Annotated in this window: 14 protein-coding genes and 1 pseudogene; 9 read left to right on the plus strand and 6 right to left on the minus strand. The window is 71.5% G+C overall.

What is annotated here, in order from left to right; all coding sequences use genetic code 11:
- The first annotated feature begins 31 nt into the window (after positions 1-31).
- The 3 genes from AB0G35_RS02985 (at position 32) to AB0G35_RS02995 (ending at position 2924) form a co-directional block, all read left to right on the plus strand.
- The gene (locus tag AB0G35_RS02985) at positions 32-505 is read left to right on the plus strand and encodes an SseB family protein (RefSeq protein ID WP_261956775.1); all 474 of its coding nucleotides are present in this window, start codon (positions 32-34) and stop codon (positions 503-505) included.
- Positions 506-679: 174 nt separating this feature from the next.
- Positions 680-1633, plus strand: coding sequence for a pirin family protein (locus AB0G35_RS02990; protein WP_360942689.1), 954 nt, complete (start codon positions 680-682; stop codon positions 1631-1633).
- 124 nt (positions 1634-1757) lie between these two features.
- Positions 1758-2924 carry an AI-2E family transporter gene (locus AB0G35_RS02995; protein WP_360942692.1) on the plus strand — a complete coding sequence of 389 codons (1167 nt, stop codon included), beginning with the start codon at positions 1758-1760 and terminating at the stop codon, positions 2922-2924.
- On the opposite strand, the gene AB0G35_RS03000 is transcribed toward AB0G35_RS02995, so the two are convergent.
- The gene (locus AB0G35_RS03000) at positions 2834-5017 is read right to left on the minus strand and encodes a SpoIIE family protein phosphatase (RefSeq protein WP_360942695.1); all 2184 of its coding nucleotides are present in this window, start codon (positions 5015-5017) and stop codon (positions 2834-2836) included. The genes AB0G35_RS02995 and AB0G35_RS03000 overlap by 91 nt on opposite strands.
- A 310-nt stretch (positions 5018-5327) precedes the next feature.
- Here AB0G35_RS03000 and aspS point away from each other — a divergent pair, with 310 nt between their 5' ends.
- A complete protein-coding gene (gene aspS, locus AB0G35_RS03005; RefSeq protein ID WP_360942698.1) occupies positions 5328-7091 on the plus strand; it encodes an aspartate--tRNA ligase in 1764 nt (587 codons plus the stop codon).
- Positions 7092-7299: 208 nt separating this feature from the next.
- Positions 7300-9048: a hypothetical protein gene (locus AB0G35_RS03010; protein ID WP_360942701.1), complete on the plus strand. Its 1749-nt coding sequence runs from the start codon at positions 7300-7302 to the stop codon at positions 9046-9048.
- A gap of 162 nt (positions 9049-9210) precedes the next feature.
- Here AB0G35_RS03010 and metG read toward each other — a convergent pair whose 3' ends face one another.
- Together metG and AB0G35_RS03020 are read right to left on the minus strand one after the other, a co-directional pair.
- Entirely contained in the window at positions 9211-10926 is a 1716-nt protein-coding gene (gene metG, locus AB0G35_RS03015) for a methionine--tRNA ligase (protein ID WP_360942704.1), read from the minus strand.
- 233 nt (positions 10927-11159) lie between these two features.
- Positions 11160-12860, minus strand: coding sequence for a VWA domain-containing protein (locus tag AB0G35_RS03020; RefSeq protein WP_360942707.1), 1701 nt, complete (start codon positions 12858-12860; stop codon positions 11160-11162).
- Positions 12861-13506: 646 nt separating this feature from the next.
- On the opposite strand from AB0G35_RS03020, the gene AB0G35_RS03025 reads away from it, so the two are divergent.
- Positions 13507-14820, plus strand: a complete 1314-nt coding sequence (locus tag AB0G35_RS03025; RefSeq protein WP_360942710.1) for an alpha/beta hydrolase-fold protein — start codon at positions 13507-13509, stop codon at positions 14818-14820.
- Positions 14821-14950: 130 nt separating this feature from the next.
- On the opposite strand, the pseudogene AB0G35_RS03030 reads toward AB0G35_RS03025, so the two are convergent.
- Positions 14951-15736 (minus strand): annotated as a pseudogene (locus AB0G35_RS03030) (polysaccharide deacetylase family protein); the annotation flags it as partial.
- Between the two features lie 238 nt (positions 15737-15974).
- Here AB0G35_RS03030 and AB0G35_RS03035 point away from each other — a divergent pair.
- Genes AB0G35_RS03035 through AB0G35_RS03045 form a run of 3 tightly spaced genes read left to right on the plus strand, consistent with a single transcriptional unit; the run spans position 15975 to position 18375 of the window.
- A complete protein-coding gene (locus AB0G35_RS03035) occupies positions 15975-16742 on the plus strand; it encodes an ABC transporter permease (protein WP_360942713.1) in 768 nt (255 codons plus the stop codon).
- Entirely contained in the window at positions 16739-17416 is a 678-nt protein-coding gene (locus AB0G35_RS03040; RefSeq protein ID WP_360942716.1) for an ABC transporter permease subunit, read from the plus strand. Before AB0G35_RS03035 ends, AB0G35_RS03040 begins: the two co-directional genes overlap by 4 nt.
- Before the next feature lie 23 nt (positions 17417-17439).
- A complete protein-coding gene (locus AB0G35_RS03045) occupies positions 17440-18375 on the plus strand; it encodes an ABC transporter substrate-binding protein (RefSeq protein WP_360943085.1) in 936 nt (311 codons plus the stop codon).
- Positions 18376-18510: 135 nt separating this feature from the next.
- Here the strand turns inward: AB0G35_RS03045 and AB0G35_RS03050 are convergent, their stop codons facing one another.
- Both AB0G35_RS03050 and AB0G35_RS03055 read right to left on the minus strand, forming a co-directional pair.
- Positions 18511-19668 (minus strand): betaine/proline/choline family ABC transporter ATP-binding protein, encoded by a 1158-nt coding sequence (locus AB0G35_RS03050; protein WP_360942719.1) that lies wholly within the window; start codon positions 19666-19668, stop codon positions 18511-18513.
- Between the two features lie 134 nt (positions 19669-19802).
- Positions 19803-20498: a response regulator transcription factor gene (locus tag AB0G35_RS03055; RefSeq protein WP_360942722.1), complete on the minus strand. Its 696-nt coding sequence runs from the start codon at positions 20496-20498 to the stop codon at positions 19803-19805.
- Between the last annotated feature and the right edge of the window lie 113 nt (positions 20499-20611).

Consider the following 20611-nt stretch of genomic DNA (forward strand, 5'->3'; position numbering starts at 1 on the left):
GGCACTGCGCCGACTCAGTAGGCTGAGGCGCATGTACGGCTACGACCAGAACGCCGGTGCCGGGCAGCAGTACGGCGCGCCTCCGCCACCGCCGCAGCAGTCGGCCCCCGGGGGCTACGGCGAACAGCCGCTCTATCCCGAGCCGTCCCCGCCCTCGCTCGCCGACGCGGTGCGCGCCTTCACCACCGGCTCGATGTCGGCCGAGGACTTCCAGGGCATCTTCTCGACGTCCAAGGTGTACTGCCCGCGCGGTGACAACCCCGGCTTCCTGGCGCTGCACAACACCCAGCAGCCGGTGATCCCGATGTTCACCTCCCTCAAGGAGCTGCGGCGGTACGCGGGCAAGGAGTCCAAGTACTTCGTGATCACCGGTGCCGAGGTGCTCGACCTGCTCCCGACCGGCTACGGCTTCGTCCTCGACATGGAGGGCGACCACCGGATGGTCTTCGACGCCAAGGCCGTGGAGCAGATGGTCGACTTCGCGATGCGGCGGATGTACGGCTGATCGCGCCGCGGTGATCGCCTCGGGGCACCGCACCGCGTTCCTGAACGGCCGGCCGGCCTCGCTCGGTCGGCCGTTTGTCATTCCTCTGACCTGCGGAAACGCGGGCGGGAATGCAGCATGCCTTGCAGGTTGTTCAGTATTCAACTAAGTTTGGTGAGCGACCGAGGAGGCGTCATGCCCGCTGTGACCGTAGAGAACCCGCTGACCCTGCCCCGTGTGGCGGCCCCCGCCGCGGCGCAGACCCGTCCCGTGCTGGGCGTCGCCACCGCGCCGAGCGGATTTGAAGGCGAGGGCTTCCCGGTGCGCCGGGCCTTCGCCGGCATCGACTACAAGCACCTCGACCCGTTCATCATGATGGACCAGATGGGCGAGGTGGAGTACGCGCCCGGAGAGCCCAAGGGCACGCCCTGGCACCCGCACCGCGGCTTCGAGACCGTCACGTACCTGATCGACGGCACGTTCGTGCACCGTGACTCGCACGGCGGCGGTGGGGTCATCAACGGCGGCGACACACAGTGGATGACGGCGGGCTCCGGTCTGCTGCACATCGAGGCGCCGCCGGAGTCGCTGGTCATGTCCGGCGGGCTCTTCCACGGCCTTCAGCTGTGGGTCAACCTGCCGAAGAGCGACAAGATGATGGCCCCCCGCTACCAGGACATCGGCGGCGGCCAGGTCAAGCTGCTGACCTCCGCCGACGGCGGAGCGCTGCTGCGCCTGATCGCCGGGGACGTCGACGGCCACCACGGACCGGGCATCACGCACACCCCGATCACGATGATGCATGTGACGGTGAACCCCGGCGCCGAGCTGACCCTCCCCTGGCGCAAGGATTTCAACGCCCTCGCCTACGCCCTGGCCGGGCGCGGCACCGCCGGCGCGGAGCAACGCCCGTTCCGCACGGGCCAGACGGTGGTCTTTGGCGCGGGTGACTCGCTGACGATCCGGGCGGACGAGACCCAGGAGTCGCGCAGCCCGAACTTCGAGGTGGTGCTGCTGGGCGGGCTGCCGATCCGCGAGCCGATGATGCACTACGGCCCGTTCGTGATGAACACCCACGCCGAACTGGCCCAGGCCTTCGAGGACTTCCAGGCCGGCCGGCTCGGCACGATCCCCGCAGGGGAGCACTGAGCCACCGTCGGGTTGCCTGATGGGGGGCGGTGTTTCACGTGAAACACCTCGTTTCACGTGAAACACCGCACCCGGCGCGCTCCACGGCCCGTTTCCGGACGGGGCGCCATGGTGGACTGTCCGGGTGCGAAACGACTCGGATCATGACCGGAGCGGCCCCGGCCCCGAACGGCCGCTGACGGAGAAGGCGTTGCTGCCGGTCGAGGCCCGCCGTGCCGCGGCCTGGTGCGTGGTGGCGCTGCTGGTCGCGGCCGTGCTGGCGGTCGGCGTGTGGCTGTGCGTCTTCCTGAGCGCGGCGGTCACCCCCGTCCTGCTGGCGCTGCTCGGCAGTGCGCTGCTCGGGCCGCTCTACCGGCGGCTGGTGGCGATGCGGCTCAACCGCTCGCTGGCGGCCGGACTGACCTGTGCCGTGCTGCTGGTGGTGGTCGGCGGCGCCGGATATGTCGTCGTCAGTGCGCTGGTCGACACCGGGGACCAGATCATCGCCTCGCTCAAGGAGGCCGGTCGGGGCCTCTCCAAGAACTTCGGTGCGGCCGGTACCTCGCTCGACGACCTGGCCTCCAACGCCAAGGGCCTGGTCACCCGGTTCGGCGGCGAGGCGGCCTCTGGGCTGCTGGCCGGGGTCAGCGTCGTCGGCCAGTTCATCGCCGCCGCGCTCCTCGCCCTGCTGCTGACGTTCTTCTTCCTCCGCGACGCGGACAAGGCGCTCCGCGCGCTGCACGACTGGGCGCCCGGCCAGTCGGGGCCCCAGCTCGAACGGATGGCCCGCCGCGGCTTCCAGTCGATACAGGGCTTTATGCGCGGCACCACCTTCATCGCGCTGATCGACGCCCTCTGCATCACCATCGGCCTGCTGATCCTCCAGGTGCCGGGCGCCCCGGGCCTGGGCGCGCTGGTCTTCGTCGGCGCCTACATCCCCTACCTCGGCGCGTTCATCTCCGGCGCGGTGGCGATCCTGGTCGCGTTCGCCGACCGGGGCTTCGTGATCGCGCTGTGGACACTCGGCGTCGTCCTCGCCGTCCAGGTGCTGGAGGGCCATGTCCTGCAGCCGATGATCCAGAGCCGTACGGTGCAGATGCACCCGGCGACGGTGATGCTGGCGATCACGGCCGGCGCCAGCGTGGCCGGCATCCTGGGCATGCTGCTGTCCGTGCCCCTGACCGCCGCGGTCTCCGGGGTCCTGCACGAACTGCGCAAGCACTACGCGGCGGACTCGGACTCCGATGCCGGCTCGGGCTCCGGCTCCGGCTCCGGCGACACCGGGCCCAGCGCGTCCCCCGCGTCCTCGTAGAGCTCGAACCACGTCGACTTGCCGTCCCCGCGCGGGTCCACGCCCCAGGACCCGGCCAGCAGCTCCAGCAGCACCAACCCCCGCCCCGAGGAGGCCAGTTCGCCCGGGCTGCGCCGGTGCGGCAGCTCGTCGCTGCTGTCGGAGACGTCGACCCGGACCCGGCGGGCGCCCAACTCCCCGGAGATCTCGGCGACCAGCAGCGCGTCCCCGTCGGTGTGCAGCAGCACGTTGGTGACCATTTCGGAGACCATCAGCACCGCCGAGTCGACCTGGTCCGGGTCCGCCCAGTCGTGCAGCACCTCGCGGACCTGCCGGCGCGCCTCGGCTATCCGGTGCGGTTCGGTCTGGGCCACGGAGAGCGCGGTGCGCCGTACGGGCTGCTGCGCCAGCAGCCCTCCGGTGCCGACGCCGCAGCTGCCGCCCTCACGGGACAGCAGCAGAAGGGCGATGTCGTCCTCGCGGCGGTCCACCAGCGGTCCGGTGGTGTGGTGCGAGGGCGGCCCGTGCACGGCCTGGACCAGGGCGTCGGCGAGCCGTTCCAGATCCCCGTCGTCCGCGCCGACCTCGTGCGACTCGATGATGCCGCGCAGCCGCGACCACCCGGTCTCCAGGTCGTGCCCGCCGGTCTCGATCAGCCCGTCGGTGCAGACCATCATCGTCTCGCCGGGCTCCAGGACGAGCCGGGTGATGGGGTAGTCGGTGTCCGGGACGATGCCCAGCGGCAGCCCGCCCGCGGTCGGGCGGATCAGCATCGTCCCGTCGCACAGCCGGATCGCCGGATCGGGATGGCCGGCCCGCGCGATGTCCAGCAGCCCGGTCGACGGATCCACCTCGATGTACAGACAGGTGGCGAACCGCTGGTCCTCGCCGTGGCCGCGGAACTCCGTCGCGTTGATCCCGGCCAGGAACCGGGACGCCCGCGAGAGCACCGCGTCCGGATGGTGCCCCTCGGACGCATAGGCCCGCAGCGCGATCCGCAGCTGCCCCATCAGGCCCGCGGCCCGTACGTCATGGCCCTGGACATCCCCGATGACCAGCGCGATCCGGCCCGACGGCAGCGGGATCATGTCGTACCAGTCGCCGCCGACCTCCAGCCCGCCGCCGGTCGGGACGTAGCGCGCGGCGACCGTCATCCCCGGGATGTCCGGCTGCACCGTCGGCCGCATGCTGCGCTGCAGCCCCAGTGCCAGCTCCTGCTGTTCCTCCTGGATACCGGCCCTGGCCAGCGCCTGCGCCAGCATCCGGGCGACGGTGGTCAGCACCGAGCGCTCGTCGGGCGTGAAGGCGACCGGCTCGGCGAACCCCGCCATCCAGGCACCGATCGTCCGGCCCGCGTTGACCAGCGGCAGGAACGCCCAGGACGTCCGGCCGAAGCGGGCGGCCAGCGGCCAGGTGGCCGGGTAACGGCTGCGGTACTCCTCGGGCGTGGGCAGATAGATGGCCCGGCCGGTGCGGATCACCTCCGCGGCCGGGTACTCCGTCTCCAGCGGCATGTCGAGGAAGGGCTGCTCGTCACCGGGCCGGTGCCCGTGGTGGCCGATGACCGACACCCGGTCCCCCTCGATCCCGAAGACCGCGAGCCCGTCCGGCATGAAACCGGGCATCGACAGCCCGGCCGCCACCCGCAGCACCTCGGCGGTGGACCGGGCCTCGGCCAGCGCCCGCCCCGCGTCCAGCAGGAACGCCTCACGCGAGCGGCGCCAGTCGCCGGTGACCGGGGTGTGTGCGGCGGAGGTGCCGGGCAGTGGCTCGGGCACCTCCTGGAGGGTCCCGACCAGCTCGAAGTCACCGTCGACCAGGCGCGGCCGGGAGCGGGTACGGACCAGCCGCAGCACCCGCCCCTGCTCGTCGACGACCCGCAGCCGGGCCTCGGCCAGCGTCTCCTCGGCCACCGCGAGCTGCACGATGCCGTTGACCTCGGCGAAGTCCACGGGATGAAAACGGGAACGCACCGCCGCCTCGGTCAGTTCCACCGGCTCGGGCGGCAACCCGACCAACCGGGCCGCTTCGGCGTCGAGGCTCACCCGTCCCGTGGCGTTGTCCCAGCGCCACAGGCCGGTCGCGATGGCAGCCAGGAGGTCCTTGGTGCGCATTGCCTCACTTTAGGTACGTTTGCCGGAGGCCGACCAGCGAACGGAATGTGACGCTCGTCCCAGTCGCCGCTCCCCGTCGTACCCCGGTGATCCCGCCGGAATCGTGCCGGGAACGCTCCGGGAATCGCTGATGCGTATATGTCAACGAAGTGCCGGGGGCCGGGGCGGTAACCTGGAGCGGTTATGTCAATCCTGGGGTGGCCTTTCGGGTGATCCACGGGGAGAGCGGCCGGGCGTCCGCACCGGATCCCGACCCCAACCTCCTCCCGACAACTCCTCACCTCGACACTCGCGACGACTTGGATGAGCGATGCACCGGTACCGGTCCCATAACTGCGGCGAGCTCCGAGCCGCGGACGTCGACACCGACGTCCGCCTCAGCGGCTGGCTGCACAATCGACGTGACCTGGGCGGCATCCTCTTCATCGATCTGCGCGACCACTACGGTCTCGTCCAGCTCGTGGCCCGCCCCGGCACCCCCGGCGCCGAAGCGCTGGACAAGCTGACGAAGGAGACGGTCGTCCGCGTCGACGGCAAGGTCGTCTCGCGCGGCGCCGAGAACGTCAACCCGGAGCTGCCCACCGGCGAGATCGAGATCGAGGTCACCGAGGTCGAGGTCCTGGGCGCGGCCCAGCAGATCCCGTTCACGATCAACACCGACGACGGCGTCAACGAGGAGAAGCGCCTGGAGTACCGCTTCCTCGACCTGCGCCGCGAGCGGATGCACCGCAACATCATGCTGCGCTCGGCGGTCATCGCGTCCATCCGCCAGAAGATGACCGCCCTCGGCTTCAACGAGATGGCGACGCCGATCCTCAGCGCCACCTCCCCGGAGGGCGCCCGCGACTTCGTCGTGCCGTCCCGCCTGCACCCGGGCAAGTTCTACGCACTGCCGCAGGCCCCGCAGCAGTTCAAGCAGCTGCTGATGATCTCGGGCTTCGACCGGTACTTCCAGATCGCCCCGTGCTTCCGCGACGAGGACGCCCGCGCGGACCGCTCGCCGGGCGAGTTCTACCAGCTCGACATCGAGATGTCCTTCGTCGAGCAGGAGGACGTCTTCCAGCCGGTCGAGAAGCTGATGACCGAGCTGTTCGAGGAGTTCGGCGGCGGTCGGCACGTCACCTCGCCGTTCCTGCGCATCCCGTTCCGCGAGGCGATGCTGAAGTACGGCTCCGACAAGCCGGACCTGCGTGCCGAGCTGGAACTGGTCGACATCACCGACGTCTTCGAGGGCTCGGAGTTCAAGGCCTTCGCGGGCAAGCACGTCCGCGCGCTGCCGGTGCCGGCCGTCCAGGACCAGCCGCGCAAGTTCTTCGACCAGCTCGGCGACTACGCCGTCCAGCAGGGCGCCAAGGGCCTGGCCTGGGTGCGCGTCGGCGAGGACGGCTCGCTGACCGGCCCGATCGCCAAGTTCCTCACCGAGGAGAACGTCAAGGTCCTCACCGAGCGCCTCGGCCTGGAGGCGGGCCACGCGGTCTTCTTCGGCGCGGGCGAGTTCGACGAGGTCTCGAAGATCATGGGCGCGGTCCGCGTCGAGGCCGCCAAGCGCGCCGGCCACTTCGCGGAGAACGTCTTCCGCTTCTGCTGGATCGTCGACTTCCCGATGTACGAGCGGGACGAGGAGACCGGCAAGATCGACTTCTCCCACAACCCCTTCTCGATGCCCCAGGGCGGCATGAAGGACCTGGAAGAGAAGGACCCGCTGGACATCCTGGGCTGGCAGTACGACATCGTCTGCAACGGCGTCGAGCTGTCCTCCGGCGCGATCCGGAACCACGAGCCGGACATCATGATCAAGGCCTTCGAGATCGCCGGCTATGACCGTGAGACCGTCGAGGAGAAGTTCGCGGGCATGCTGCGCGCCTTCCGCTTCGGCGCCCCGCCGCACGGCGGTATCGCCCCCGGCGTCGACCGCATCGTCATGCTGCTCGCGGACGAGCCGAACATCCGCGAGACCATCGCGTTCCCGCTGAACGGCAACGCGCAGGACCTGATGATGGGCGCGCCGACCGAGCTGGAAGAGGCCCGGCTCAAGGAGCTGCACCTCAACATCCGCAAGCCGCAGGTGAAGTAGGCACCACCGGCAGAGGCGGGGCGCCGGGACCGGCTCCCGCCGGGCCGAAGGGCGGTGTGTCACGTGGTTCGTTTCACGTGAAACACCGCCCTTCGCCATGTCGCGGCGCGGTGCACCGGCCGGGCACCGCACGCGACGCGCGGTGCCCTGTGCTCCAACCGCACCACACGTGTGGCCGGGCACGCGCCGCCCCCGCAGGGTGGTGCCCATGCAGCAAGCCAGCCTCCTCCCCGGCACGACGGGCCTGGGCCCGCGGGCCCATCCGACGCGCCCCGCACCGGGCAGTGATCTGCGGTGGCTGATCACCGTGGCCGCCGTCTTCACCGCCGGGCAGCTCTACTTCGCCGTCGCCACCCCCGGCCTGGGATGGGACGAGACGGTCTACGCCAGCCAGGTCGACCCGCACACCCCGGCCGCGTACTTCAGCGCCCCGCGCGCCCGCGGCGTCACCCTCCTCCTCGCCCCGGTCGTCGCCTTCACGACCTCGGCCCCCGTGCTGCACTGCTACCTCGCGTTGCTCTCCGGCGCCGGGCTCCTGCTCACCCTCTGCATCTGGCGGCGTCTGCTGCCGCCCCCCGTCCCCGCCCTCGGCGGCGCGCTGTTCGCCGGACTGTGGGTCACCCTCTTCTACGGTCCCCAGGCCATGCCCAACCTGTGGGTCGGCTACGCCGCGCTCATCGCCACCGGCTGCTTCCTCCTCGCGGTACGCCAGCCGCCCGTGCAGCTGGCCCCGGAGGCCGGCCGGGGCGCCGCGACCGGCCTCGCCGCCGCGGTGGCGCTGGCCGCGCTGATGCGCCCGAGCGACGCGGTGTGGCTGGTCGTTCCGCTCTTCCTGGCCGGGCTCGTCGTCCCCACGTGGCGCCGGTCCACCGTCCTGCTCGCCCTTCCGGTCGGCCTCGCGCTCGGATGCGCCGAGTGGATCATCGAGGCGTACGTCTCCTACGGCGGCTTCCCCGCCCGGCTGCGGCAGGCCGCGGAGATCCAGGGCGGCCTCGGCTGGCACCCGTCCTTCGCCGACCACGCCCGGGCGCTGCAGGGAAAGAGCCTGTGCCGCCCCTGCGACCTGGCCTGGGAACATCCGGTGGCGGCGGCATGGTGGTGCGTGCTCCCGCTGGCCGTGCTGGGCGCGGTCTGGGCCGCGGTACGCGCCCGCGAACCCGGCGGCGCGCTGCACCGCTACGGACCGGTGTGGCCGCCCGGCCACGGACCGCACCCCGGCCGGCGCGACGGCCTCTGGCTCGACCCCGTACGGCTGGGCAGCCTGGTCCTGGACACGGCCCGCGCCGACCGGCTCGCCACCGGCGGCGCGGGGCAACCGGACGGACAGACCTGGCCGACCCTCCGCCTCCACGACCCGCACGGCGCGCTGCACCGTTACGGCTCGGCACCCGTCGTGCTCCCCTCCCTGGCCGGCCTCTGCCTCGCCGCCCCCTACCTGCTGGCGATCGACTACGCCGCCCCGCGCTTCCTGCTGCCCGCGTACGCCCTGCTGATGATGCCCGCCGCCTGGTTCCTGTGCTGGCTGGTCCTCCGCCCGCGCCGGCGGCACGCCGCGACGGTGGCCCTCCTGGCCGTCGTGCTGCTGGGCCACGAGGCGATCCAGCTGGCGGTCCTCTACAAGATGCAGCGCGGAACGGTACGCGCCCAGACCGATATCTCCCGGATCGCCGGGACCCTGCGCACCACCGGTCTCCGACCGCCGTGCGCCGTCAGCGGTGAGGAAGCGGTCCGGGTGGCGTACCGGGCCGGCTGCGCGTCCCGCCAGCCCGTCGGCCACGACGCCAGCATCACGCCCACCGCCCTGGCCCGGCTCGGCGCCCGCCACCCCGCCGCCGTCCTCCTGGCGGCCGGCCACCGGCCCCCGCGCTACGCCCGCGGCTGGCGCAGGGTCGCCCTGCCCCGGACCCCCGGCCTGAAGCCGCTGACCGCCTACGTCTCACCGGGCACCAAGCCCTGAACGACAGGGCCGCGCGCGGAGCCGCCGGCATCCGGGAAGCCCGATGGCCTGAGAGCCGCCGACGGCGGCCCGCCCGCCATGCACGTGCGCCCGCCCCACCCCCTCGGGGCGGGACGGGCGCACACAGCAGGCGGACCGGCTGGCTACCGGTGACGGGGAGGGTTACTCCTCCGAACCACCGAACCGCTCCCGGTACGACTCCAGGTCCTCCTCGGTGATCTTCGCGAAGAGCACCGGCGGCACCGTGAACGGCGTCCCCGCGGGCACCGACGCCAGCGCCTTCGCCTCGTCCTGCGAGACCCACACGGCAGTGTCGTCCGCCAGCGCGAACGCGCTCCGCATCGCCTTCGCCGACGCCGGGATGAACGGCTCGGAGACCACCGCGTAGAGGTGGATCAGGTTCATCGCGGTGCGCAGCGTCAGCGCCGCCGCGTCCTTGTCGGTCTTGATCTCCAGCCAGGGGGCCTTCTCCTCCAGGTAGGAGTTGCCCGCGCTCCACAGGGCGCGCAGCGCGGCCGCCGCCTTGCGGAACTGCAGCGTCTCCATGTGGCGCTCGTACTCCGCGAGCAGCCCGGCGATCTCCTCGCCCAGCTTCTGCTCCGCGGCACCGGCCTCGGCACCCGCCGGGACCTCGTCGCCGAACCGCTTGCGGGAGAACGACAGCACCCGGTTGACGAAGTTGCCGAGGGTGTCCGCGAGGTCCTTGTTCACCGAGGACGAGAACAGCTCCCAGGTGAAGGAGGTGTCGTCCGACTCCGGCGCGTGGGCCATCAGGAAGTAGCGCCAGTAGTCGGCCGGCAGCAGCTCCAGCGCCGCGTCCGTGAAGACGCCGCGCCGCTGCGAGGTGGAGAACTTCCCGCCGTAGTAGTTCAGCCAGTTGAAGGCCTTGAGGAAGTCGACCTTCTTCCACGGCTCACGGGTCCCCAGCTGCGTCGCCGGGAACATCACGCTGTGGAACGGCACGTTGTCCTTGGCCATGAACTCCGTGTAGCGGACGTCCTCGGCCTCGTACCACCACGACTTCCAGTCGCGGTTCTCCGGGTCGACGTCCGCCCACTCCTTCGTCGCGCCGATGTACTCGATCGGTGCGTCGAACCAGACGTAGAAGACCTTGCCCTCGGCCGCCAGCTCCGGCCACACGTCCGCCGGGACCGGCACGCCCCAGTCCAGGTCACGGGTGATCGCCCGGTCCTGCAGTCCCTCGGTCAGCCACTTGTGCGCGATCGACGACGCGAGGGTCGGCCACTCCGTGCTGCCGTTGCCCTCCAGCCAGCCCTCGACCTCGTGCTGCAGCTTCGACTGGAGCAGGAACAGGTGCTTGGTCTCCCGCACCTCCAGGTCACCGCTGCCGCTGATCGCCGACCGGGCGTCGATCAGGTCGGTCGGGTCCAGCACCCGGGTGCAGTTCTCGCACTGGTCGCCGCGCGCCTTGTCGTAGCCGCAGTGCGGACAGGTGCCGACGATGTAGCGGTCGGGCAGGAAGCGCTCGTCGGCGTTCGAGTAGACCTGGCGGATGGCCCGCTCCTCGATGAAGCCGTTCTCGTGCAGCTTCCGCGCGAAGTGCTGCGTGAGCTCGACGTTCTCCTGCGAGGAGCTCCGCCCGAAGTGGTCGAACCGCAGGCCGAAGCCCTCGTAGATCGCCTTCTGCTTGTCGTGCTGCTCGCCGCAGAACGCGTCGACCGACTGCCCGGCCTCCTTCGCCGCCAGCTCGGCCGGGGTCCCGTGCTCGTCCGTCGCGCAGATGTAGAGGACGTCGTGCCCCCGCTGCCGCAGATACCGGGAATACACGTCGGCCGGGAGCATGGACCCCACCATGTTGCCCAGGTGCTTGATCCCGTTGATATACGGAAGGGCGCTGGTGATGAGGTGTCGAGCCATTGCCGGCTGCTCCCAAGTCGCTACGGTGAGTGAGGATTTGCTTTACGGAACGTCAATATCGTACTGGACGGGCCGGGGGTACCGGCGCGGCTGTTTGCAGTACGGACAGGCTCGTCCCGTGGGTCACCGACGAATCCAGACCATGGCGATTTCGGAGCCCGCCCCGGTCAACCACGCGGCCGCGGCCGGGCCCGGGGCCCAGCCGCGGCCGGAGGGGGAGCTGCTGCGGTGGGTCAGCCGTCCTTGAGGACCTTTGCGGTGCGGGCCTCGGTGAGCCACTCGGGGAACTCGACCATCAGCTGCTGGTAGAGCGCGTCGTGGGAAAGGCTCCGGGGCTCGCGGCCGGCGTGGAAGAAGCCGGCGTTGTCGACCGCGCGCTTCTCCGGGACGGTCAGGTCGTCGAGCTTGCGGAGGAAGTCGAAGCCCTTGGCCTCCGGGTCGCCGAAGCCGATGAACTGCCAGAAGATGGGCAGCTTCGCCGCTTCGCAGAGTGCCTTTTCGGCGGCCGGCTTGGAGGTCGGGGCGCCGTCGGTCTGGAAGATGACGAAGGCCGGGGCGGTGGTGCCGGACTTCTTGTAGTGCTCGACGACGGCGTTGATGGCCCAGTGGTAGTTCGTACGCCCCATGTGGCCGAGGCCGGCGTGCAGCTCCTCGATGCGGCCCTCGTAATTGCCGAGGTCCAGATCGGCGGTGCCGTCGATGTCGGTGGAGAAGAAGACGACGGGGACGGTGGGGTCGTCGTCGAAGTGCGCGGCGAGGGCGAGGGCCTGCTCGGCGAGGTTCTGGACCGTGCCGTCCTTGTAGTAGTTGCGCATCGAGCCGGAGCGGTCGAGGACGAGGTAGACGACGGCGCGCTGGGTGGTGAGGCCGTGCTTCTCCAGGGTGGCGCCGGCGGCGGCGTGGAGGGGGAGGAGGGCGTCGGGGATCCCGTCCCGCTGCGGGGCGGTCGCGACCGGAGCGTCCGTCACAACCTCCGGTTCCGGGGTGGCTTCCGGCTCCTTCGTGGCCTCCGGCTCCGGGGTGGCCTCCGGTTCCTTCGTGGCCTCCGGTTCCGGGGTGGGCTCGCTCTTCGCTGCCGTTTCGGCCGTCGGTTCCGCTGCCGTTTCGGCCGTCGGTTCCGCTGCCGTTTCGGCCGTCGGCTCCGGCGCCGTTTCGGTCGTCGGTTCCGGGGTGGCCTCGGCGTTCGGGGTGTCCGCTGCCTTCGGGGCGGCCACGGTCTCCGCTGCGGGCTGGGTCTCCGTAGCGGCCTCCGCCTTCGGGGCGGCCTCCGCCTCGGTCTCGGCGGCCGGCTCGGGCGTCACGTCCTGGACCGGCTCGGCCTCCGCCTCCGACTTCGCCTCCGGCTCGGGCTCCGCCTTCGTCTCCGCCTCCGGCTGGTCGTCGGACTTCGGCTCGGGCGTCACGGCTTCGGTGACCGTCTCGGCCGCCGGTTCGGTGGGGGCCTCGGCCTCGGCGGTGGCGGGCTGCGGGGCCTCGGCCGGTTCCTCCTGGGAGGGCGGTTCCTCCTGGGAGGTGGCCGGCTCCGGCTTGGTGGCCGGCGCCGGGTTGTCGAAGGCCTGGCTCACGAGGTCGGAGGCGGCGGTGTCGGCCTCGGGGGCGCGGGCCTCGGGCTTGTCGTCGTCCTTGGCCTGGGGCGCTTCCTCGTTCTCCCGGACGGGCGTCGCCGCGCGGTCCACCGGGCTTCCCTGGGCGGGCAGGGTGGCGGTCGTCGGGGTCGGGTGCTCGGTGGGGGCCGTGCGGGCGGCCGGCACTTCGGCCTCGGAAGGCGTGGCGGAGGCGGCGGACTTGGGGGACGCGGCCGGGGCGGACTCCTCGCGGGCCTCGGGAATGGTTGCGGATTCCGGGGTGCCGGCGCTGCTGGATGCCGCGCCGGTTTCTTCACGGGTCGCCTTGGAGCGACCGAAAGCGTTGCGCAGCAGACTCCGAATGCCCATCGGCGAACCTCTCTTGCGTGTGGTGGGTGCGGTGCGGCGTATGTCCGAGAAGCGCGGACATGTCCCTGACCAGGACGGATACGTAAGCGTAGCGGCCGGGACCGGCCTCATCGTGGGACCCTGCGGCTCGTGTGCTGGGCCATACGTGGGCTATCCGCGGGCTGTCCGGGGGGCTCGCGGCCGATCCGGTTTCGGATCCGGTTTCGGATCCGGTTCCGGATCCGTTCCGGCCGGGGCCGGCGGGACATCGCTGGGGCACGGCGCCGGAGTATCACATCCGTGCGGGCAGGACGAGTCCTGTCCACGAACTCCCTGTGGAAGACGGACACGTTGCGCGTACGAGGCGTAGGGCGCGTACGGCGCATACGAGGCGTGTGCCCTGGACCGGTGCGGGAAGGCCGCGAGGGAGGGGGAGTTGGTCTGGACCTCTGGGGTCCGAGGGGTCTCCGTGGGGCCTTCGGAAGCGCTCGCACATCACGCCGCGGAAACGATGTGGCAAGAGGTAAGTAAGAACTGGGTCGTTCAGGTATCCGATGCGCAGGTGTGCCCGTCTTCTCCGGTGACCATTGTCCGGAGCCGCCCGTTGTGCCTTAGGCGGCCGTTAGAAGGCAAGAACCCTTCCGAGGGTGACGGGAGATGTGGGCGCATGGGGCTGACCAGTCAGTCGCTCGAATACACGGTGATCGTGCTGGCGATTGCCTGCGTGGCCGCCACGGTGTGGCTGTGGCCCCGGCTGTCGCGGCGCGGGATCCGACCCGTCCTGGGCAGGCTGGGCGCCATCGTGGTCACCCAGGTGTCCATCGTGTGCGCGCTCGCGCTCGCCGTGAATGCGAACTTCGAGTTCTACGGCAACTGGGACGAGCTGCTGGGCAACAACGAGCAGGCGCCGCCGGTGGCCGTGAGCCAGGGCGGCGGGCAGTACGCGTCGGTCGGGAACATGAAGGGCGGGCTGATCCAGCCGGCCGGTCCGCAGGGCCTCGACCGGGTGACCGGCCTGCCCAAGGGGCCCGCCGACAGGGTCGGCAAGGTCGAGTCCGTACGGATCATCGGGCGCCGCACGCGGGCCATCAACCCGGGGTTCGTCTATCTGCCGCCGCAGTACTTCCAGCAGCAGTACCGCCGGCAGCGCTTCCCCGTCATGGTCGTCATCAGCGGCTACCCCGGCGGGATCATGAACCTCGCGCAGCACCTGCAGGTGCCGCAGAACGCCGGCCGGCTGATCGCGCAGGGACGGATGCAGCCGACCGTGATCGTGATGGTGCGGCCGACGATCGCGCCGCCGCGGGACACCGAGTGCGTGGACGTGCCGGGCGGGCCGCAGGCGGAGACGTTCTTCACCAAGGACCTGCCGGACGCGATGAAGGCGACCTACCGGGTGGGCCACGACCCCAGCGCCTGGGGCGCGTTCGGGTACTCGTCGGGTGGTACGTGCTCGCTGCAGCTGGCGATGCGCAACCCGAAGGTGTACACCTCGGCGGTCTCGCTCTCGGGCGACTACGCGATCAAGGACGACCTGACCACCGGCAGCCTGTTCGGCGCCGGCCCGGCGGGCCTCCAGCGCGAGCACGAGCACGACCTGCTGTGGCGGCTCAAGCACCTTCCCGCGCCGCAGGTTTCCGTGCTGGTCGCCAGCAGCCGTAAGGGCGAGGCCGATTACGGCGCCACCATGAAGTTCATCCAGGCGGTCAAGCCGCCGATGACGGTGGACTCGATCATCCTGCCGCAGGGCAGCCACCAGTTCACGACCTGGCGGCGCGAGGTCGTGCCGGCCCTTGAGTGGCAGAGCCAGCAGCTGACGTTCCCGCAGGACACCGTCCCGCTGCCGGCGCAGCGCAAGCCGGGGACGAAGGCCGGCCAGGGCGGCGCCCCGGCGAAGCCGACCGGACCGGCCAAGGCCCCCGGGGGGACGGCTGATGACAAGGGCCGCCGGCGGGTGGAGGCGGAGCGTCCGCAGGGCTGAGCGAGCCCGAAACCGCGGACGCAGCGCGGGAGTTGTCGCCGTGAGCCGTGAGCCGTGAGCCGTGAGCCGTGAGCCGTGAGCCGTGAGCCGTGAGCCGTGAGCCGTGAGCCGTGAGCCGTGAGCCCGGCCGGACCGTGACGATCGTGTAGCCGCGCTTCTTCAGCTCCTTGAGGATGCCGGGGACGGCCGGGACCGTGCCCCGGTAGATGTCGTGCAGCAGGATGACGCCGTCGCGTCCGGTCTGTTCCAGTACCCGCTTGGTGATCAGTGCCGAGTCGTTGGTCTGGTAGTCCTTGGCGGTCACGCTCCACAGGACCTGGGCCAGTCCGAGTTCCTTGCTGACCTCGGAGACCGTTCCGTCGGTGCGGCCCTGCGGCGGGCGCATCAGGGTGGGTGTCTTTCCGGTGATCTTGCGGACCGCGTCCTGGACGCGGGACAGCTTGCGCTTGGCCTCGGCGGGCTCGATCTCGGTGAGGATCTGGTGCGACCAGGTGTGGTTGGCCAGTTCGTGGCCCTCGGCGTCGATCCGCCGTACCTGGGCGGGGCGCTTCGCGATGTGGTTCTTGCCGAGCAGGAAGAAGGTCGCGTGCACCTTCTCCTTCTTCAGGATGTCCAGCAGGCGGGCGGTGTGCTCGCTGGGGCCCGCGTCGAAGGTGAGCGCGACGCACTTGGCCGTGCGGCAGTCGACGTCCTGACGGTCCGTCCGGCGGGTTCCCTCGCCGTTCTTCCGGTCGGACTCGGTCTTCCCGTCCTTCGCTCCGGCGGCGCTGTCCGCTGCGTCGGCGCGGGCGTCGGCCGGTGCGGTGACGTCGTACGAGGCGCAGCCGCTGACGGCGAGGACCAAGGAGGCGGCCGTCAGCAGCCCGGCTATGGAGGTGTGGTGCGTGCGGCGGGCGGTGCGGAAGTGCTTCGGCATACGGGGCTCTTTTCGCGGCTCTCTTCGGTGCGGGCGGTGGTGAGCGGAAGCGAGAAGCGGTACGGGCGGCGGAATTGCGGGGCTGCCGCCCCTTGCCGGACGCGACTATACACACGTAGTGCACACTGGGTGTATACATGGGGTGGAGAGAGGGGAGGGGGAACGCCGCATGCGGGTCCCCGGCACGATCGGACGCGTCCGCCGCGACACCCCGATCCCGCCGGGGTGGACTCGTACCGTGACCGCACCGTCGCCGGACGACTGTCTGGCCCGTAACGAGTGGATCTGCGGCGACTACCTGTCCACCCGCCGGCAGATCCTGCTCGACGCGGTCCTCCAGCACGTCCAGTTGACCGTCGTCTCGGTGGCGCTCGGGCTGCTGGTCGCGGTGCCGCTGGCGCTGCTGGCCCGGCGGTGGCGGTGGACTGTCGGGCCGGTCCTCGGCGTGACCACGGTCCTCTACACGGTCCCGTCGCTGGCGATGTTCTCGCTGCTGCTGCCGGTCTACGGGCTGTCCGCCACGCTCGTCGTGGTCGGGCTGGCCCTGTACTCGCTCACCCTGCTCGTGCGGAACCTCCTGGCCGGGCTGAACGGCGTGCCCGCCGAGGCCAGGGACGCCGCCCGCGGCATGGGCTACGGGCCGCTGCGCCAGCTGCTGACCGTCGAACTGCCGCTGGCCGTGCCCGCCGCGATGGCCGGGCTGCGGATCGCGACGGTCTCGACGGTGGCGCTCACCACCGTCGGCGCGATCGTCGGCTACGGCGGGCTGGGCAATCTCATCTACGCCGGGATGAACTCCTTCTTCAAGGCGCAGGTGCTCACCGCGTCCGTGCTGTGCGTGCTGATCGCGATCGCCTTCGACCTGCTGTTGCTCGGCGCGGAACGGCTGCTCACGCCCTGGCGGCGGGCGGGCCGTGCGGCGCGGGGACGACGGGCACGGCGGCGGGCCCGTGCCGCAGCCGGGCGCACCCAGCCGGTCGCGGCGACCTCGGGACGGCGGACGTGAACACCCTCTCCGCGGTCTGGGACTGGCTGACCACCGGCGCCAACTGGTCGGGGGAGAACGGCGTCTGGCACCGCCTCGCCCAGCACCTCGTCCTCACCTTCTCCTGCCTGGTCATCAGCGCGCTGATCGCGCTGCCCGTCGCGCTGACCCTCGGACACCTCGGGCGCGGCGGGGCGCTGGCCGTCAACCTCGCCAACGTCGGCCGCGCCGTGCCGACCTTCGCCGTCCTGGTCCTGCTGCTGCTCACCCCCATCGGCCGGCACGGGCAGTGGCCGACGGTCATCGCGCTGGTGCTGTTCGCCGTTCCGCCGCTGCTGACCAATGCGTACGTCGGGATGCGCGAGGTGGACCGGGACGTGGTGCGGGCCGCGCAGGGCATGGGGATGACCGGGGTGCAGCTGGTGTGGCGGGTCGAGGTGCCGCTCGCCTTCCCGCTGGTCCTGACCGGTGTGCGGATCGCCGCGGTCCAGCTCGTCGCGACCGCCACGCTCGCCGCGCTGGTCGGCGGCGGCGGGCTCGGCCGGATCATCACCGCGGGGTTCAGCCTCGCCAGCACCCCGCAGGTGGTCGCCGGTGCGGTGCTGGTCGCGGTGTTCGCCCTGCTGATGGAGGCCGGGTTCGAGCTGGCCGAACGGTATGCGCCGGGCGGCTGGGCGCGGGGGCGGGGCCGGTGAGGGCCGGGGCGGCGGCCGCCCTCATGGCGCTGGGCCTGGTCGCGCTGCCGGTGCTCACCGGCTGCGGCACCGGCCCCTCCCTGGAGACGCGTTCCCGGATCACCGCCTCGCCGGGGGACAGCCGGGACCTGGCGATCGGCTCGGCCGGCTTCACCGAGAGCGAGCTGCTCGCCCAGATGTACGCCGCACTGCTCGCACACGCCGGATACCGCACCCGTGTCCTCACCGTCGGCAACCGCGAGCTGTACGAACCGGCGCTGGAGGCCGGCCAGATCGACATCGTGCCCGAGTACGCGGCCACCTTCGCGGACTGGCTCAACGCCAAGGACCACGGCTCCAAGGCGCCCCCGGTCGCCTCCCCCGACCTCGGTGCGACGCTGCGCGCACTGCACCGGCTGGCCGGGCCCCGGGGGCTGACCGTGCTCCCGCCCGGTCGGGCCGTGGACCAGAACGCGTTCGCGGTGAGCGCCGCGTACGCCCGCCGGCACCACCTCAAGACCCTCAGCGACCTGGGCCGCGCCGCACTGCCGGTGCGTCTCGCGGCGGGCGAGGAGTGTGTGCAACGGCCGTTCTGCGCCCCCGGGTTGCGGAAGAAGTACGGCATCGACCTCACCGCCGTCGACCCGAAGGGCGTCGGCACCACCCCGGCCAAGCAGGCCGTGCAGAACGGGCAGGACCAGATGGTGCTGACCACCAGCACCGATGCGACCCTGGACCAGTTCGGGCTGGTGGTGCTCACCGACGACAAGAAGCTGCAGAACGCCGATTACGTACTGCCCGTCGTCAACCGCGCCCGCGCGGGCAGCGCCCGGCCGGCCGCCGCGCTCAACCGCCTCAACAAGGTCCTGACCACGGCTGACCTGGCACATCTCAATGAGCAGGTGGACAGCTGGCGACGCCTGCCGGCGGATGTGGCGCGAACCTACCTTCAGAAGAAGGGGCTGCTGCCGAAGGGCTGAGGCGGGGGCGGGCGGCGACGGCCGGGTGTTTCACGTGAAACGGACGCCCTGCCCCGCGACACGGCGTTTCAGGGGAAACCCGGCCCGTTCTCCGCCACCCCCCGCGGGGTTTCACGTGAAACAGCACCGCCGACCTCACTGCGTCGGTACCGAGTCCACCTTCGCCCGGTCCCGCGGCACGCCCCGCCCGTCCGAGTCGATGGTGCGGCGCAGCGCTTCGTGGAGCCTGGTGGGGGTGAGGACGCCGAGGAAGCGGTGGCCGTCCAGGACCGCGATCCAGCCGGCATCGTGCTTGAGCATCTCGCTGAAGGCGGCCTTCAACGTGCCGGTGAACGGCACCCACGCCTCCATCCGGCGGGCGTGCCCGGCGACCGTGCCCCCGGCGCCGGCCAGTTCCTCGGCCCCCACCCAGCCGTGCAGTTCGCCGTCCTCGTCCAGCACCACCGCCCAGCGCGCGCCCTCGGACCGTAGCCGCTGCGCGGCCTCGGACGCCGGCTCGCCGAGGCGGGCGAACGGCGGGCGTTCGAGGTCGCCGCGGTCGATCCCGGTGACCGAGAGCTGCTTCAACGCCCGGTCGGTGCCGACGAATTCGGCGACGTAGGGGGTGGCGGGGGCGCCCAGGACGCTGGCGGGGGTGTCGTACTGCTCGATCCGGCCGGCCCCGTAGACCGCGATCCGGTCGCCGAGCCGGATGGCCTCCTCGATGTCATGGGTGACCAGCAGCACCGTCTTGTGCAGGGTGGCCTGCAGCCGCAGGAACTCCTTCTGGAGGCGCTCGCGGACGACGGGATCGACCGCGCCGAACGGCTCGTCCATCAGCAGGACGGGCGGATCGGCGGCGAGGGCCCGGGCGACCCCGACGCGCTGGCGCTGGCCGCCGGAGAGCTGGTCGGGGTAGCGCGGGCCGTAGACGTCCGGGTCCAGACCGACCAGGTCCAGGAGTTCGGCGGCCCGGGCCCGTGCCGTGGCCTTCCTCCAGCCGGTCAGGAAGGGGACGGTGGCGGTGTTGTCGAGGACGGTCCGGTGCGGGAAGAGGCCGGTCTGCTGGATGACGTAGCCGATCCGGCGGCGCAACCGGACGGGGTCGACGCCGGCGATGTCCGAGCCGTCGACGAAGATCCGTCCGCGGGTGGGATCGATGAGCCGGTTGACCATCATCATGGTCGTCGTCTTGCCACAGCCGGACGGCCCCACGAGGGTCACCAGCTCACCCTCCTCGACCTCGAAGGAGAGGTCGTCCACGGCGGTGGTGCCGTCGGGATACTGCTTGGTGACCGACTCGAACCGGATCATTGGGCCATTGAATCCCGCTGCTCGCGCCCCTTCGCGTCATGCGGGCAATCGGGTCACGTGGGCGACCAGGTCATCTGGGCGACCAGGTCATCTGGGCACTTGGAGTCCTTGCACGGCCTGGTGCGGCAAGAAGGTCATTCGTACGGGCCCTGTGCCGGCTCCGGGCGGTCGCGCAGCCGGTAGCCGGCGCCCGGTACGGTCTCGATCACCGGTGGGTTCCCCAGCTTGGCGCGCAGTTTGCCGAGCGTGACCTGGACCGCGTTGGTGCGGTAGCTGGTGTGCTCCTCCCACACCTCCTCGATCAGATCGTCCCCGCTGACCACCGCGCCCTGTGCGCGCAGCAGCACCTCCAGCACCCCGAACTCCTGGTGGGACAGCGGCAGCGGCCGGCCGTCGCGCAGCGCGAGCCGCCGGGCGGTGTCCACGGTGACACCGGCCCGCTCGATGACCGGCGGCAGCGCGGGTCGGGTCCGCCGGCCCAGCGCCAGCACCCGGGCGAGCAGTTCCTCGTACGCGAAGGGTTTGGTGAGGTAGTCGTCGGCGTCCAGGCCCGGACCCAGGCCCTCCACCCGGTCGTGGACCGTGCGGGACGCGGTGAGCATCAACACCCGGGTCGGCAGGCCCTCTTCCATGACCTGCCGGCAGACGGCGTCGCCGTGCAGACCGGGCAGATCGCGGTCCAGGACGAGCACGTCGTACGCGCCGAGCCGCAGGGTGGCCAGCGCCTCCCGGCCGCCGGGGGCGACCTCCGCGGCGATCGCGTCGCGGCGCAGGCCCGCAGCGACCATCTCCGCGAGGAACTCCTCATCCGCCACCACCAGAACGCGCATGGCGTCATGTGTACCCGAGGGGCACCTCTCCGCGAGGCAGACGTCTTCCGCCGCGACGCCGCGGGCCCGGGAATTCACCGCGCTGGAGCCGGTCGGCGCGGCGGCCCCCGGCC

The sequence above is a fragment of the Streptomyces sp. NPDC021749 genome (assembly GCF_040640655.1).
Lineage (GTDB): Bacteria > Actinomycetota > Actinomycetes > Streptomycetales > Streptomycetaceae > Streptomyces.